Annotated in this window: 11 protein-coding genes; 5 read left to right on the top strand and 6 right to left on the bottom strand. The window is 61.2% G+C overall.

Features of this window, described 5'->3' with window-relative positions:
• Window positions 1–23 precede the first annotated feature (23 nt).
• Window positions 24–2,333: a UvrD-helicase domain-containing protein gene (locus ACP7DW_RS18880; protein ID WP_099760678.1), complete on the top strand. Its 2,310-nt coding sequence runs from the start codon at window positions 24–26 to the stop codon at window positions 2,331–2,333.
• A 65-nt stretch (window positions 2,334–2,398) separates the two neighbouring features.
• Here the strand turns inward: ACP7DW_RS18880 and ACP7DW_RS18875 are convergent, their stop codons facing one another.
• The 3 genes from ACP7DW_RS18875 to ACP7DW_RS18865 form a co-directional block, all read right to left on the bottom strand.
• Window positions 2,399–3,190: a BPSS1780 family membrane protein gene (locus ACP7DW_RS18875; RefSeq protein ID WP_426056111.1), complete on the bottom strand. Its 792-nt coding sequence runs from the start codon at window positions 3,188–3,190 to the stop codon at window positions 2,399–2,401.
• Window positions 3,191–3,192: 2 nt separating this feature from the next.
• A complete protein-coding gene (locus tag ACP7DW_RS18870; protein WP_426056112.1) occupies window positions 3,193–4,149 on the bottom strand; it encodes a homoserine kinase in 957 nt (318 codons plus the stop codon).
• Between the two features lie 83 nt (window positions 4,150–4,232).
• A complete protein-coding gene (locus ACP7DW_RS18865) occupies window positions 4,233–4,628 on the bottom strand; it encodes a hypothetical protein (protein ID WP_426056113.1) in 396 nt (131 codons plus the stop codon).
• 292 nt (window positions 4,629–4,920) lie between these two features.
• Between ACP7DW_RS18865 and polA the strand changes: the two genes are divergently transcribed.
• The 4 genes from polA to ACP7DW_RS18845 all read left to right on the top strand — a co-directional run bounded on the left by polA (window position 4,921) and on the right by ACP7DW_RS18845 (window position 11,695).
• Window positions 4,921–7,671 (top strand): DNA polymerase I, encoded by a 2,751-nt coding sequence (polA, locus tag ACP7DW_RS18860; RefSeq protein WP_426056114.1) that lies wholly within the window; start codon window positions 4,921–4,923, stop codon window positions 7,669–7,671.
• A gap of 136 nt (window positions 7,672–7,807) precedes the next feature.
• Window positions 7,808–8,692, top strand: coding sequence for a dienelactone hydrolase family protein (locus ACP7DW_RS18855; protein ID WP_426056115.1), 885 nt, complete (start codon window positions 7,808–7,810; stop codon window positions 8,690–8,692).
• 247 nt (window positions 8,693–8,939) lie between these two features.
• The gene (locus ACP7DW_RS18850; protein ID WP_096233833.1) at window positions 8,940–9,698 is read left to right on the top strand and encodes a ZIP family metal transporter; all 759 of its coding nucleotides are present in this window, start codon (window positions 8,940–8,942) and stop codon (window positions 9,696–9,698) included.
• Between the two features lie 263 nt (window positions 9,699–9,961).
• Complete coding sequence (locus tag ACP7DW_RS18845) at window positions 9,962–11,695, top strand: ABC-F family ATP-binding cassette domain-containing protein (RefSeq protein WP_426056116.1); 1,734 nt, start codon at window positions 9,962–9,964, stop codon at window positions 11,693–11,695.
• A 52-nt stretch (window positions 11,696–11,747) separates the two neighbouring features.
• Here the strand turns inward: ACP7DW_RS18845 and ACP7DW_RS18840 are convergent, their stop codons facing one another.
• From ACP7DW_RS18840 to ACP7DW_RS18830, 3 genes are read right to left on the bottom strand one after another with little or no spacing between them, the layout of a single operon-like run.
• Entirely contained in the window at window positions 11,748–12,599 is an 852-nt protein-coding gene (locus ACP7DW_RS18840) for a sulfurtransferase (protein ID WP_426056117.1), read from the bottom strand.
• A 13-nt stretch (window positions 12,600–12,612) separates the two neighbouring features.
• Window positions 12,613–13,536 carry a DMT family transporter gene (locus ACP7DW_RS18835; protein ID WP_426056118.1) on the bottom strand — a complete coding sequence of 308 codons (924 nt, stop codon included), beginning with the start codon at window positions 13,534–13,536 and terminating at the stop codon, window positions 12,613–12,615.
• A gap of 56 nt (window positions 13,537–13,592) precedes the next feature.
• The gene (locus ACP7DW_RS18830; RefSeq protein ID WP_426056119.1) at window positions 13,593–14,693 is read right to left on the bottom strand and encodes an aromatic ring-hydroxylating oxygenase subunit alpha; all 1,101 of its coding nucleotides are present in this window, start codon (window positions 14,691–14,693) and stop codon (window positions 13,593–13,595) included.
• Between the last annotated feature and the right edge of the window lie 334 nt (window positions 14,694–15,027).

Here is a 15,027-nt window from a genome sequence, read left to right as displayed (position 1 = left end):
AGCCATGCCGGTATAATCACGGCATGCAAAATCTTCTTCACAACCTCAATCCCGAACAATTGGCTGCCGTCACCTTGCCGGCCCAGCATGCGCTGATCCTGGCTGGCGCCGGTTCGGGCAAGACCCGCGTGCTGACCACCCGCATCGCGTGGCTGATCCAGACCCAGCAGGTATCGCCGCCCGGCATCCTGGCCGTGACCTTTACCAACAAGGCCGCCAAGGAAATGCTCACGCGCCTGTCGGCCATGCTGCCAATCAACACGCGCGGCATGTGGATCGGCACCTTCCACGGCCTGTGCAACCGCTTGCTGCGCACGCATTACCGTGACGCGGCCTTGCCGCAAACGTTCCAGATCCTCGATTCGCAGGATCAGTTGTCCGTGATCAAGCGCTTGTTGAAGGCGAACAATATCGATGATGAGAAATTCCCGCCGAAGACGGTGATGTATTTCATCAACAACGCCAAGGACCAGGGTTTGCGTGCCACGGATGTGGAAGCGTATGACGCGCACGAGCGCAAGATGGTCGAGCTGTACCAGCTGTACGACGACCAGTGCCAGCGCGAAGGCGTCGTCGATTTTGCTGAATTGCTGCTGCGCACGTACGAATTGCTCAGCCGCAATCAGCCCCTGCGTGAACATTACCAGGCGCGCTTCCGCCACATCCTCGTGGACGAGTTCCAGGATACGAATAATCTGCAATACAACTGGTTGAAATTGCTGGCAGGCCACGGCAGCCGCGATGGCGGCGCCCTGTTTGCCGTCGGCGACGATGACCAGAGCATCTACGCGTTTCGCGGCGCGAATGTCGGCAACATGAGCGCCTTCGAGCACGAGTTCCAGGTGAAGAACTTGATCAAGCTGGAGCAGAACTACCGTTCGCACGGCCATATCCTCGACAGCGCCAACGTGTTGATCGCGAACAATAGCAAGCGCCTGGGCAAGAATTTGCGCACGGACGCGGGCCATGGCGAGCAGGTGCGCGTGTATGAAGCCAGTTCCGATTTGCAGGAAGCGCAGTGGATCATCGAAGAGGCAAAAAGCCTGATCGCCGATGGCGCCTCGCGCAGCGAAATCGCGATTCTGTACCGCTCGAATGCGCAGTCGCGCGTGATCGAACATGCGCTGTTTTCAGCCAGCATTCCGTACCACGTGTACGGCGGCCAGCGCTACTTCCAGCGCGCCGAGGTCAAGCACGCGATTGCCTACTTGCAGTTGATGGACAATCCGCACAACGATTCCGCTTTCTTGCGCGTGGTCAATTTCCCCACGCGCGGTATCGGCATGCGCTCTATCGAGCAATTGCAGGCAGCGTCCGAGCAATACGGCATTTCGCTGTACGCCTCCGTGCCCTACGTGGCGGGCAAGGCGGGCAGCGTGCTGGCCGGTTTCGTCAAGCTGATCGAGGGCGTGCGTTTCGAAACGCAGCAACTGTCGCTGCCGGAAATGGTCAGAGTGGTGCTGGAAGCGAGTACCTTGCTGCAGCATTATCAGAATGAAAAAGAAGGCGCCGACCGCATCGAGAATCTGGAGCAGATGGTCAGCGCGGCCAGCCAGTTCGTTTCCGAAGAGGGTTTCGGCCAGGCGGCACCGGCCCATCTGGGCCCAAGCGCCCAGGCGCAGTCGGGTGCGCCCGTCGTCAACCAGGATGGTATCGAAATCCTCGACGCCGACGCGCCGCTGCCGGCCGTCATGTCGCCGCTCTCCGCATTTTTATCGCACGCGTCGCTGGAAGCCGGGGACAACCAGGCGCAGGCGGGCCAGGATGCGCTGCAGATGATGACGGTGCACTCGGCCAAGGGCCTGGAATTCGACAACGTGTTCATTACCGGCCTGGAAGAGGGCCTGTTCCCGCACGAAAGCAGCTCGAAGGAAGACAATGGCGTGGAAGAGGAACGCCGGCTGATGTACGTGGCCATCACGCGCGCGCGCAAACGCTTATATATGAGCTTTGCGCAGACGCGCATGCTGCACGGCCAGACGCGCTACAACATGAAGTCGCGCTTCTTTGACGAGTTGCCGGAAGAAGCGCTGAAATGGCTGTCGCCGAAGGTGCAGGCGAACTGGTTCGGCAACCGCAAGTCGGCCTGGGACGAAGCGCCCAAGGTGGCCAGTCTGGGGTCGGACAACGCGATTGCGCAAAAGATCGCGCAAAAAGCCACAGGTGGCGGCTGGCGCATCGGCGAATCGGTGGCGCACGCCAAGTTCGGCGAAGGCGTGATCGTCAATATCGAAGGCGGCGGCGGCAATGCACGCGCGCAGATCAACTTCGGACAGCATGGCATGAAGGTGCTGGACCTGGGGATTGCCAAATTGGAACGCCTGGGCCGCTAGTTTGCTGAGCAGCAATAAAGAAGGGCAGCCTGCGCAGGCTGCCCTTTTTGCATGCGGCGTGAAAATCAGTCGTTCGGCTTGTCCAGCGACACCGTCTTGCTCTCATCGACGGGCACGCCGAAGATCTGGCGGTAGGCGGCGTAGAACGAGCAATGCATGATGATGGTCAAGATCATCGACAGGGGCATCATCAGCTGCATCATCAGCGGCGTGCGGCCAAAGATGACGGCCAGTAACTGGCTGGTGACAACGCTGATGGCGAACCAGGTGGCGGCGAAGACGATGAAGGCCGACAGCGAGCGCCAGACGGCGAAAAAGCTGAAGAACAGCGCCTTGCCCAGGCTGGTTTGTTTCCAGTAGATCAGCGGCGCGGCAAAGCAGAAGGCCATGGCGGCGGGCACATACAGCACGATGGCCAGCAGGATGCCCAGGCCCATACGCGATTCGGGGATGGCGGCGCGCGCCGCTTCTTCCGTCAATTGCCCCGTGACCAGTTGCCACAGCAAGCCATCATCGACCAGGGTCGAGGCGCCGATGGCCACGATGGCCATCAGGATGTACAGCACGCCCAGGCCCAGCAGGGACGGAAGCGCCGGCTTGCGGAAGCCCGAGATCAACAGGCTGGGCAAGACGCGCTTGCCCTGGTCGATATTCAGGCAGCCTTGCACGAAGGCGATGGAAAACACGGGGACCAGAATAACGGGCAGCATTTGTCCCAGCAGGGGCACGATGCTGACGGCCAGCATGCAGAACATATAGCCGAGAAACAGCATCGACATGCCGCCAGGTTGCTTGCGAAACAGGGAGAATCCCTGTTTCACCCATTGCCAACCTGTACTTGCAGGTAATTTTTCCATGTTTAAAACAGTTCCGGGGCAGGTGTGGCGATACGTTCGCGCAGAATGCGTTCGAAATGCGTGGGATCGTGCGGGGTCAGCATTTCCGCTTCGCGCGGCTGGTAATAATCGTACAGGCGCGACAGCCAGAAGCGCAGCGCGGCGGCGCGCAGCATCGGTTGCCATGCCGTCTGTTCTTCCTGCGTGAACGGGCGTACGGCCTGGTAGGCGTCGAGCAGGGCGCGCACGCGCACCTTGTCGAGCACGCCCGTCGCCAGGTCCACGCACCAGTCGTTGACGGTGACGGCCACGTCGAACAGCCAGGTGTCGCAGCCGGCAAAATAAAAGTCGAAAAAGCCCGTCAGTTGCTCGCCGTCAAACATGACGTTGTTGCGGAACAAGTCGGCATGCACGGGGCCGCGCGGGATGGCTTTATAGGTAGCACAGGCCGCAAAAGCGTCCTGGAAATGGATTTCCGCGCGCAGCAAATGCGCCTTGGCATCGTCGAGGTGGTGCAAGACCAGCGGTGTGGTGGCGTTCCACCACTGCAGTCCCCGCAAGTTCGGCTGCTGCAGGGGGAAGTCCTGCGCCGCCAGGTGCATCTTCGCCAGCATGGCGCCGACAGCGGCGCAATGCACGGCTTGCGGCGCCATCTGCGAGCTGCCGTCGAGTTTGCTGACGATGGCGGCCGGCTTGCCTTGCAGGGCCGTCACCAGCTCGCCATCGGCGTTGGCGATCGGCGCGGGCACCAGCACGCCCCGGTCCGCCAAATGACGCATCAGTTGCAGATAGAACGGCAATTGCTCGAAGCTGAGGTTTTCAAAGATCGTCAGCACATACTCGCCGCGCTCCGTGCTCAGGAAGAAATTGCTGTTTTCGATGCCGGACGCGATGCCCTTGAGCGCCAGAGGTTTGCCGAGTGGAAACTGCGTGAGCCACTGGCCGATATCGTCCAGGTGTAGCGCGGTAAAAACTGCCATGGGAAAGAGGGGAATGGTCTAAAAGGTCAAAAAAAGCCGGCTGCCCCGCAGGTGGCCGGGGCAGGGCAGAAGAGAGTGGCTGCTTACTTCGCTGCTGCGGGTGGTGCTGGCACGTCTGCTGCCTCGTCGTCGCGTTGTTTCTGTTTCTTCTTGCCCAGGTCGAATTCCAGCACTTTCCATTGCGGGCCGCGCAGGGCGTTGCCGTTGGCCTGGTCGGCGCCGGCGGCCGGCTTCATGTAATAGGTGCTGCCGCCGCTGGTGACTTTCACTTCGCTGGTGACGCCCGCTTCGCGTTTTTCGGTAATCTGCTGCTTGGCGGCGGCCGGCGCCACGGTGATGGGCGCTTCGCCCATTTCCTCGATACGTTCGAGCTGTGGCGGTGCTTCGCTCGGTTTGGCTGGCGTCTGGGCGCTGGCGATGGCCGAACATGCCAGCAGGGGCAGGGCGAGGAATGTCCAGAGTGTCGATGTACGCATCATGATGGGTTCGCTTCCATGTGTGGGACTGCAGCGCGTGCAGTGCTGTATTGCCGTCAATTTATCTATAAGGCATTGTAACAAACTGGTAGGCAATGCTGTTTAAATGAGGCGAAATGGCTGGCAGTGGCAGCCCGCACGCAGGCACGGGGCCGCCAGGTTGCTAAAAAACGCCAGGAACGGCATGCGTGGCGACCGGTGGCGCGGCCCTAAACTCTGCGATAATTGGGCGATATTCCACCCGCCGCCGCTGTTTCTTCCCGGCTGGCGCGGCTCACCTTATTTTATTGGCATTATGCAAAACACCCTGCTGTTAGTCGACGGTTCCAGTTACCTTTATCGCGCCTTCCATGCGCTGCCTGACCTGCGCAGCCCGGACGGTTATCCCACGGGCGCCATGCACGGCATGGTCAACATGCTGCGCCGCCTGCGCGCCGATTACCCGGCCGCCTACATCGCCTGCGTGTTCGACGCCAAGGGCAAGACATTCCGCGATGACATGTATCCCGAGTACAAGGCCACGCGCGCCTCGATGCCGGACGACCTGCGCCTGCAGATCGAACCGATCCACGAAGCCGTGCGCGCCATGGGCTGGCCCATCCTGATGGTCGACGGCGTGGAAGCCGATGACGTGATTGGGACGTTGGCCGTGCAGGCGGCCGCCGCCGGCATGAACGTGGTGGTCTCCACGGGCGACAAGGACCTGGCGCAACTGGTCAACAGCCAGGTGACGCTGATCAATACCATGAGCAATGAAAAGCTCGACGAAGCGGCCGTGCTGGCCAAGTTCGGCGTGCCGCCGAACCGCATCATCGATTATCTGTCGCTGATCGGCGATACCGTCGACAACGTGCCGGGCGTATCGAAATGCGGCCCGAAAACGGCCGTCAAATGGCTGACCTTGTACGACAGCCTGGAAGGCGTGATGGAAAACGCGGCCAAGGTGGGCGGCGCCGTGGGGGAGCACCTGCGCACGGCCCTGCCATGGCTGCCGCAGGCGCGCGCCTTGATCACCGTCAAGACCGATTGCGATCTGTCCGGCCACATGACGACGATCGCCGACTCGCTGGTGGCGCAACACGAAGACAAGGAAGCCTTGCTGGCCTTCTTCCAGCGCTACGGCTTCAAGGCGCTGCTGCGCGAACTGGGCGCGGCGCCGCCGCCGATGTCGCCCGTCGGCGCGCCTGCAGCGACGACGAATACGACCGGCGACATGTTTGCCGATGCCGCGCCAGCAGTCGAGGCCGTGTATGAAACCGTGCTGACGGATGAGCAGCTGGACAAATGGATCGCCCTGATCGATGCGGCGCCTTTGAGCGCCGTGGACACGGAAACCACTTCGCTCGAACCGATGACGGCGCAAATGGTCGGCATTTCCCTGTCGGTCGCCGAGCACGCCGCCTGCTACATCCCGCTGGCGCACGACTACGCGGGCGCGCCGGATCAGTTGAGCCGCGAACACGTGCTGGCGAAATTGCGCCCGTGGCTGGAAGATGCGACCAAGCCCAAGCTGGGGCAGAACCTGAAATACGACAGCCACATCTTCGCCAACCACGGCGTGACGTTGCGCGGCATCGCCCACGATACCTTGCTCGAATCGTATGTGTTCGAATCGCACAAGAAGCACGACATGGACAGCCTGGCCCTGCGCCACCTGAACTACACGACGATCCCGTTCGAGGATGTGTGCGGCAAGGGCGCCAAGCAGATCACGTTCAATCAGGTCGAGGTAGAGCAGGCGGCGAAATACGCGGCCGAGGATGCCGACGTCACCTTGCGTTTGCACAATGCCATGTGGGGCAATGTGGCGAACGATGAAAAACTCACCTTCATCTATGAAAAGATCGAAATGCCGACGGCCGTGGTCTTGCAAAAGATCGAGCGCAACGGCGTGCTGATCGATGACGAATTGCTCAACATCCAGTCGGCCGAGCTGGCCGTGAAGATTCTGGAGCTGGAAAAGAAGGCGTATGAACTGGCCGAGCAGCCGTTTAATTTAGGCTCGCCCAAGCAGATCGGTGAAATCTTCTTCGAGAAATTGAAGTTGCCGGTAATTAAAAAAACCCCGACGGGCGCGCCCTCGACGGATGAAGAGGTGCTGCAAAAGCTGGCCGAGGATTATCCGCTGCCCAAAGTGCTGCTCGAATACCGCGGCATGGCCAAGCTGAAGTCGACCTACACGGACAAATTGCCGAAGATGATCAACGTCACCACGGGCCGGGTGCATACGAACTATGCGCAAGCCGTGGCCGTGACGGGACGCCTGGCGTCGAACGATCCGAACTTGCAGAATATTCCCATCCGCAGCGCGGAAGGCCGGCGCATCCGCGAAGCGTTCATCGCGCCGCCGGGCAGCCATATCGTCTCGGCCGACTATTCGCAAATCGAATTGCGCATCATGGCGCACATCTCGGGCGATGAAGCCATGCTGCGCGCGTTTGCCGACGGCATCGACATTCACCGCGCCACGGCCGCTGAAATCTTTGGCGTGCCGGCCGCGGAAGTGCAAAGCGAACAGCGCCGCTACGCCAAGGTCATCAACTTCGGTTTGATCTACGGCATGAGCGCATTTGGCCTGGCCGGTAACTTGGGCGTGGACCGCACGGCTGCGCAAAGCTATATCGACCGCTACTTCGCGCGTTTTTCGGGCGTGAAACAGTATATGGAAGACACGCGCCAGCAAGCCAAGGCGCGCGGCTACGTGGAAACCGTGTTCGGCCGCCGTTTGTGGTTGCCGGAAATCAATTCGCCAAACGGCCCGCGCCGCCAGGGCGCGGAACGGGCGGCGATCAACGCACCGATGCAAGGCACGGCCGCCGACCTGATCAAGCTGGCCATGATCGCCGTGCAAGGCTGGCTGGAAACGGACGGCTTGCAAACGAAGATGATCATGCAGGTGCACGATGAACTGGTGCTGGAAGTGCCGGACGCGGAACTGGAACTGGTCAAGCGCAAGCTGCCGGAAATGATGGCTAGTGTGGCCGATCTGAAGGTGCCGCTGACGGCGGAAGTCGGTATTGGTAAAAATTGGGACGAAGCGCACTGATGCGGTGTCGGCTTACGCGGGGCATGCCCCGCTAAGCCGACCTACGTGCCGATCAAGAGTGATGAGCAGTGACCGTAGGTCGGCTTAGCGCAGCGTAAGCCGACATTTCCAAAGGCAATATATTCAGGGGAAGCGCATGAGCGACATGATCACCGATTGTGAAAGTTTGCTGGGCCAGAGCAGCCTGTCCGGGCTGGATGGCCGGCGTGGTTTCCTGAAGGTAGCGCTGGGCGCGGGGTTTGCCGTGGCCGTGCTGCCCGTGGCGGCGCAAAACGTCATCAAGACGGATTCCGCCGGGCTTGTCACGGGCAGCATGTCGGTGATGGTCGATGGCCAGGCCGTGCCCGTGTATGCGGCCCAGCCGGAAGGCAAGACGGGTTTGCCCGTGGTCCTGGTCATTTCAGAAATCTTTGGCGTGCATGAGCATATCGCCGACATAGCGCGGCGTTTCGCCAAGCACGGTTATCTGGCCCTGGCGCCCGATCTGTTCGTGCGCCAGGGCGATCCCACCAAGGTGGCCAGCATCCCGGAGTTGATGAAAGGCATCATCGCCAAGACGCCGGACGCGCAAGTGATGGCGGACCTCGATGCGGTTGTTGCGTGGGCGAAGCAGAATGGCGGCGACACGAGCCGCCTGGGCATCACCGGCTTTTGCTGGGGCGGCCGTATCACGTGGCTGTACGCGGCGCACAATCCTGCCGTCAAGGCGGGCGTGGCCTGGTATGGCCGCCTGGTGGGCGAAGCGACTCCCTTGCAACCGAGCAACCCCATCGATATCGCCCCGACCTTGAAAGTCCCCGTGCTGGGCTTGTATGGCGGCAAGGATACGGGCATCAGCCAGGAATCGATCACGAAGATGAAGGGTGCGCTGGCCAAGGGCGGCAACCAGTCGCAATTCGTCGTGTATCCCGATGCGGGCCACGCCTTCAACGCCGATTACCGCCCCAGCTATGTGGCGGCCGATGCGAAAGACGGCTATGCTCGCTGCCTGGCCTGGTTCAAAAGCCACGGCGTGGCGTAATGCCGCAACAGCAAACTACCTAAATTTTCCGGAAGTTGCCGCGAAAAGTGCACCGGGCTGTAAAATGCCCGGTGCGCGTCAATGCAGTACAATTGCATCTTCACTGCGCCACGCTGCCGCCAAGCGCGCACAAGATTGAATAATAAGCAACACCGTACAAATCAAGCCAGACGCCAGCATCGCGGGCGCCCGTAGGCCGGCGCCATTTTGAGGTAAGAAAATCATCGATCCCGTCCTTATATCCATTTTGCTCGCGACCACGCTCGCGGGCGTGTTGAGCATTACCGCGGCGGCGATCTTTTCGTTTGCATTCCTGTCCAAGGTGGTCGAGCGCATGGTCAGCTTGTCCGTCGGCATCATGTTGTCGACGTCATTGCTGCACGCCTTGCCCGAAGCGTTCGAATCGCAGGCCGACCCGCGCAGCCTGTTCGCCACCCTGCTGGCGGGCTTGCTGGCCTTCTTCATGCTGGAAAAATTTGCCATCCTGCGCCATTCGCACCACCACGAAGGCGATGGCCACCACCATGCGCACGGCCACGACAAGCACGAGGCGGGCAAGGCCGGCTGGATGATCCTGGTCGGCGACGGCATGCACAATTTTACGGACGGCATCCTGATCGCCGCCGCCTTCCTGGCCGACCCGAAGCTGGGCCTGGTGACGGGCCTGGCCATCATCGCGCATGAAATCCCGCAGGAAATCGGCGACTTCATCGTGCTGCTCAATGCCGGTTTCTCGCGCCTGCGCGCGTATATCTTCAACCTGCTGTGCAGCCTGATGGCGGTGGCCGGCGGCTTGCTCGGCTATTTCACCCTGGACCGCGCCAGCAATCTGATTCCCTACGTGCTCGTGTTCGCCTCGTCCGGCTTCATCTATATCGCCTTGAGCGATCTGATGCCGCAGATGCAGCGCCGCGCCACCTTGCGCGAAACCATCCCGCAAGTGCTGCTGATCGGATTGGGCGTGTGCATCGTGCTGTTCCTGACGCATAAGCGCCACGGCGGTTGATGTACTGACCCGGTGCGTGTAGTATTGCCTTTCTGACTAACTTGCACAGAAAGGAGGAAAATATCATGGAAGAAAATCTGTTGCTCGCCTTGTGGCGCGCACGCTCTTTAAGCGCATTTGCCAGCTCTTGCCCACGTTCTATCGCGCTGCGATAACCTGGCCAGAGCAAAGCCACCCTCCTAAACGAGTCCTTTCCTGGTACTCCGTTGTCGTTAGCGCTCCTGTTAACGCGGATGCTTGCATCCCGAACAAAGACAAGAGCCATGACTACCCTGATCTCTACCCAAGCTTTACAGCTGGACACCCACGACGGTTTCCTCTTCAATGAACTCGCCTTTACCTTGCGCCAGGGCGACCGCATCGGCCTGATCGGCCACAATGGCTGCGGTAAATCCACCTTGCTGGGCTTGCTCAGCGGCACCCGCGAAGCGACTGCCGGTACCATCCACTATGCCCGTGCCTGCCGCTTGCAGCATGTGGAGCAGCACTTGCCGGCCGAACTTGCCAACCTGAGCCTGTACGACGCCTTGCTGGCGCCCGTGCTGGCGCAGCCGGAACTGCATTGGCGGATCGACAGCCTGCTGGCCGAGTTAGGTTTCGAGCACGAGACGGCGCACGTGCCCGTGCATTCCTTGTCCGGCGGCCAGCACACGCGGCTGCTGCTGGGGCGTGCCCTGCTGCAGGAACCGAACGTGCTGCTGCTCGATGAACCGAGCAATCACCTGGATTTGCCATCGCTGCTGTGGCTGGAGCAATTCCTGTTGAGCTGGCGCGGCGCCTTCATCCTCGTCTCGCACGACCAGCGCCTGCTCGACAATGTGGCCACGCGCAGCTGGATCTTGCGCGACAGCCGGCTGTACGATTTCGACTTGCCGTGCGGCCCGGCGCTGGCGGCGCTGGCCGAAGCCGATCTTGCCGCTGCCGCCAGACATGCGGCCGAACAGAAGGAAATCGACCGCCTGGCCGTCAGCAGCACCCGCCTGGCCTTGTGGGGCAAGATCTACGATAACGTCGGTATGGCGCGCAAGGCCAAGAGCATGCAGCGGCGCATCGACAAGCTGCAGGAGGAACAGTCGTTCGTCAGCGATGGCGCGCCCTGGCGCCTGATCCTGCGCGGCAAGGCGCTGGCGGCCGACCAGCTGCTGGCGCTCGATGGGCTGGAGGTGCGCGCCGTACCGGCCTCGCCGCTGCTGTTCCAGGTGGGCCAGCTGTGGCTGAAACCGGGCGACCGGGTCGCCTTGCTGGGCGCCAACGGCAGCGGCAAGTCGTCCTTGCTGCGCCTGTGCTGGCAAGCGATCCAGGCACAGGAGGAGCGTAGCGACTTGCGCTACCACCACGCGGCCCACATCGGTTACTACGACCAGTCGCTCAAGCAACTGGCCGATACGGCCGATCTGTCCGACGCCTTGTACCCGTTTGCCGTGCAAAACGAGGCGGCGCGCAGCCAGGTGGCGCGCAAGCAGGCCTTGATTTCAGCCGGTTTCCCGTATGCGCGCCATGGCCAGACGGTGGCCACCCTGAGCGGCGGCGAGCGGGCGCGGCTGCTGTTCCTGGGCCTGTCGCTGGCCAGCTATCATTTGCTGCTGCTCGACGAACCGAGCAACCACCTGGACATGCAGGGCAAGGCCGAGCTGGGGCAAGCGTTGCAGGGCTTTGCCGGCGGCTGCCTGCTGGTGTCGCACGACCGCGACCTGATCGAGACGGCCTGCAACCGTTTTTGGGTGGTGGCCGATGGCCAGCTGGAAGAGTGGCCGGACGCGGCCAGCGCCTATGCAAGGCTGAGCGCCGAGGATGGGCCGGCGTTGACACCCGCGCCGCGCGTGGAGCATGCGTCTGTGGTTCTGACGGACGTCGACGTGCAACTGGAACGCTTGTGCGAACTCGAGCAATTGCTGGCGGAAGATCTGGCGAGAAAACCGCGCCACCAGAAGCCGGCCAGCCAGCAGGCGTGGCAGGCGGAACTGGCGCAGTTGAATCAAGCGCTGGGGATAAGTTAATAGTTATCCACGGGTGAAAAAAAATGGCGGACCATCTGGTCCGCCATTTTTCTTAATTACCCGTCGCCACCGGCCGCGCCGGGTCGGCGCACCATTCGCTCCACGAACCCGGATACAGGGCCGCGCCGGTCAAACCCGCCACTTCCAGGGCCAGCAGGTTGTGGCAGGCCGTCACGCCCGAGCCGCATTGCAGGATGGTCGATTCAGCCGTGCTGATGAGGCCCGCGAATTCCTGCTCCAGTTCTTTGGCGGATTTGAAGCGGCCATCCGCCTGCAGGTTATCCTTGAAAAAACGGTTTTTCGCGCCGGGGATATGGCCGCCCACGGGGTCGATGGTTTCGTTTTCTCCCCGGTAACGGTCGGGGGCGCGCGCGTCGATGACCGTCAACGCCCGGGTTTCCAGGTTCGCAACGACGTCCTGCACGGTCACGGTGCGCGTCAGGCTGGCTTTTTCCGTCAGCTTGCCGACAGGGCGTGGTGCCACGGGCGTGACCAGCGGCAAGCCTTGCGCCTGCCAGGCGGCCAGGCCGCCGTCGAGCACGGCGACGTTCGGGTGGCCGAGCCAGCGCAGCAGCCACCACAGACGGGCGGCGAACATGCCGCCCTGGCCGTCATAGGCGACCACTTGCGTGTCGTCGTCGATGCCCCAGCCGCGCAAGGTGGCCAGCAGGGCGTTGCGGTCGGGCAAGGGATGCCGTCCGGTAAATTGGGGTCCGCGCGCCGTCTTGGGGCCGGACAGGGCCGTGTCGATGTCGGCAAACTGCGCGTTCTGGATGTGGCCGGCGGCAAACGCGTCGCTGCCGGCCGTGGGGTTGAGCAAGTCGTGGCGGCAATCGAGGATGACCCAGTCGCTGTCATTTACGTGGCTGGCCAGTTCGCTGGCCTGGATCAAGGTGGTGTACATCAGGAACGCTCCTTTACACTTCGCTGGCGATGGGATCCGTGCGCGCGATCGCCGCGCCACGGGCCGTGTTGCGGGTATTGTAATAGGTGGCGGCGATGCCGGAGGCGAGAATGACGCCGATGCCGGCCCAGCCGTGCCAGTCGAACAGGTCGCCAAAGATCACCACGCCCCAGAAGCTGGAAAAGACGATGCCCGTGTATTGCAAATTCGCAACTACGAGGGTCTTGCCCAGGCGATAGGCGCGCGTCATGGCCATCTGCGCCATGGTGGCGCACAGGCCGATGGCGGCCAGCAAGCCGATGCCGTAGGCGCTTGTGTGCGCATGCCAGACGACGGGGCCGCCGCCGGCGCTGGCCACGTGGCCGATCACGCCGGCGAGGAAATTGACGACCGAGAAATAAAACACGACGCGGTATTCGGGTTCGCCCAGCAAGCCCAGCTTGCGCACCTGCAAGTAGGCGAGGGCCGACAGCATGCCGGAAATCAAGGCCGTGATGGCGCCGGCCAGCTGGTCGCTCTCGAACACGGGTTGCAGCAGCAGGGTCACGCCGACAAAGCTCATGGCAATGGCTGCCACCAGCGGCCACTCGACCTGTTGCATGCCTTTCCACCAGCCACCGGCCAGCAGGATCACGGCGATCCAGATGGGCGCCATGTAATTGAGCGTCATGGCCGTGGCCAGTGGCAGGATGGCGATGGCATAAAACCACAGCCACAGGGCGATCACGCCCACCACGCCGCGCCACAGATGCTGGCCCGGCATCGTGGTTTTAAAGCTGCCGCCCTGGTACAAAATCGTGCAGCCCATGACGCTCATGCCGATGATGCCGCGATACATGACGATTTCGGACGTCGAATACATATCCGACGCCAGTTTGACGCACACGCCCATGATGGCAAACATGAAACTGGCGAATAACATCCAAAGCGATTGCATGAGTAAATCCTGGTAATGAAAATGAAAAAGGCCGCACGAGGCGGCCCTTGAGGGAATTACAGTTCGATATTGTTGCGGTACCACTCGTGGAAGTGCTGCATGCCGTCTTCCATCGGGGACTGGTAAGGACCCACTTCGTTCTCGCCGCGCGCCATCAGGGCCTTGCGGCCCGCATCCATGCGCAGGGCGATTTCATCGTCCTCGACGCAGGTTTCCATGTAGGCAGCCCGTTCCGCTTCGACGAAGTCGCGCTCGAACAGCACGATTTCTTCCGGGTAATAGAACTCCACCACGTTGCGCGTCTTTTGCGGACCGTCCGGCCACAGGGTCGAGACGATCAGCACGTGCGGATACCATTCGACCATGATGTTCGGATAAAGCGTCAGCCAGATGGCGCCATACGGTGGCACTTCGCCGCCACGGAATTGCAGCACCTGTTCCTGCCATTTCTTGTAGGCGGGCGAACCGGCCTGCTGCAGGCCGCGGTGCACGCCCACCGTTTGCACGCTGTAATCCTTGCCGAATTCCCAGCGCAGGTCGTCGCAGCTGACAAAGCTGCCCAGGCCCGGGTGGAACGGTTCCACGTGATAATCCTCGAGGTAGACTTCGATGAAGGTCTTCCAGTTGTAGTCGCACGCGTGGATTTCCACGTGGTCGAACATATAGCCGGAAAAATCGAGGTCTTTCGAGACGGACAAATCTTTCAATTTTTCCATCACGTTGTAGCCATTTTGCTCGAACAGCAAGCCATTCCAGCTTTGCAGCGGCGTTTTCGACAGGTTCAGGCACGGCGTCTCGGGGAAGTGCGGCGCGCCGATCAATTCACCCTTGAGGTCGTAGGTCCAGCGGTGCAGCGGGCAGACGATGTTATTGGCATTGCCGCGGCCATTGAACATCAGCGCCTGCCGGTGGCGGCACACGTTGGACAGCACTTCGATACCATTGGCGTTGCGCACGAGCATGCGCCCTTCGTTCTCAGACGCCAGGGTCGCAAAATCGCCGGTTTCCGGCACCATCAGCGCATGCCCGACATAACGCGGGCCGGCTTGGAACAATTGCTGCATTTCACGCTGCAACAGCGTTTCGTCAAAATAGACGTGGACCGGAAGTTGCGCGTTTGAACGCGCCAGCTTGGCGTGAGTAGCCAGATCGGACATCCCAACCCCCCATAAATGTACAACGGTCAGCAGTGCCCCAGGCCTATCCCTGGGCAACCGCTACAGAGAGAAAGAATCCGCAAAGACCTGAATTCAAATTTGTTGAAACGGTATTTCGGACAGAACCGGCGATTATAGCGCGTATCGGCCTCGGCATTGCCAAACCCCTCCGGCAAATAGGCTACTTCAATGATAAACATTGTCATTTACCGTGCAATTTCCGACCGAGGGGGGCGATTGCGCTAGAATTGACTGCCAAGCTGGCAACGTCTACCCCTTTGAGCACGCCGATTGCGCTTTAGTTTTCACTTAATAGTGTGGTTTGTTCTAAAAT

It is taken from the genome of Janthinobacterium sp. PSRC1-1 (assembly GCF_049897525.1).
Classification (GTDB): Bacteria; Pseudomonadota; Gammaproteobacteria; order Burkholderiales; family Burkholderiaceae_D; genus Janthinobacterium; species Janthinobacterium tructae.
This window is presented reverse-complemented; position numbering and strand designations above follow the sequence as displayed.

Coding starts and splice junctions, on each gene's coding strand:
- ACP7DW_RS18880 (WP_099760678.1), top strand. CDS start 24: ATGCAAAATCTTCTTCACAACCTCAATCCCGAACAATTGGCTGCCGTC.
- ACP7DW_RS18875 (WP_426056111.1), bottom strand. CDS start 3,190: ATGGAAAAATTACCTGCAAGTACAGGTTGGCAATGGGTGAAACAGGGA.
- ACP7DW_RS18870 (WP_426056112.1), bottom strand. CDS start 4,149: ATGGCAGTTTTTACCGCGCTACACCTGGACGATATCGGCCAGTGGCTC.
- ACP7DW_RS18865 (WP_426056113.1), bottom strand. CDS start 4,628: ATGATGCGTACATCGACACTCTGGACATTCCTCGCCCTGCCCCTGCTG.
- polA (WP_426056114.1), top strand. CDS start 4,921: ATGCAAAACACCCTGCTGTTAGTCGACGGTTCCAGTTACCTTTATCGC.
- ACP7DW_RS18855 (WP_426056115.1), top strand. CDS start 7,808: ATGAGCGACATGATCACCGATTGTGAAAGTTTGCTGGGCCAGAGCAGC.
- ACP7DW_RS18845 (WP_426056116.1), top strand. CDS start 9,962: ATGACTACCCTGATCTCTACCCAAGCTTTACAGCTGGACACCCACGAC.
- ACP7DW_RS18840 (WP_426056117.1), bottom strand. CDS start 12,599: ATGTACACCACCTTGATCCAGGCCAGCGAACTGGCCAGCCACGTAAAT.
- ACP7DW_RS18835 (WP_426056118.1), bottom strand. CDS start 13,536: ATGCAATCGCTTTGGATGTTATTCGCCAGTTTCATGTTTGCCATCATG.
- ACP7DW_RS18830 (WP_426056119.1), bottom strand. CDS start 14,693: ATGTCCGATCTGGCTACTCACGCCAAGCTGGCGCGTTCAAACGCGCAA.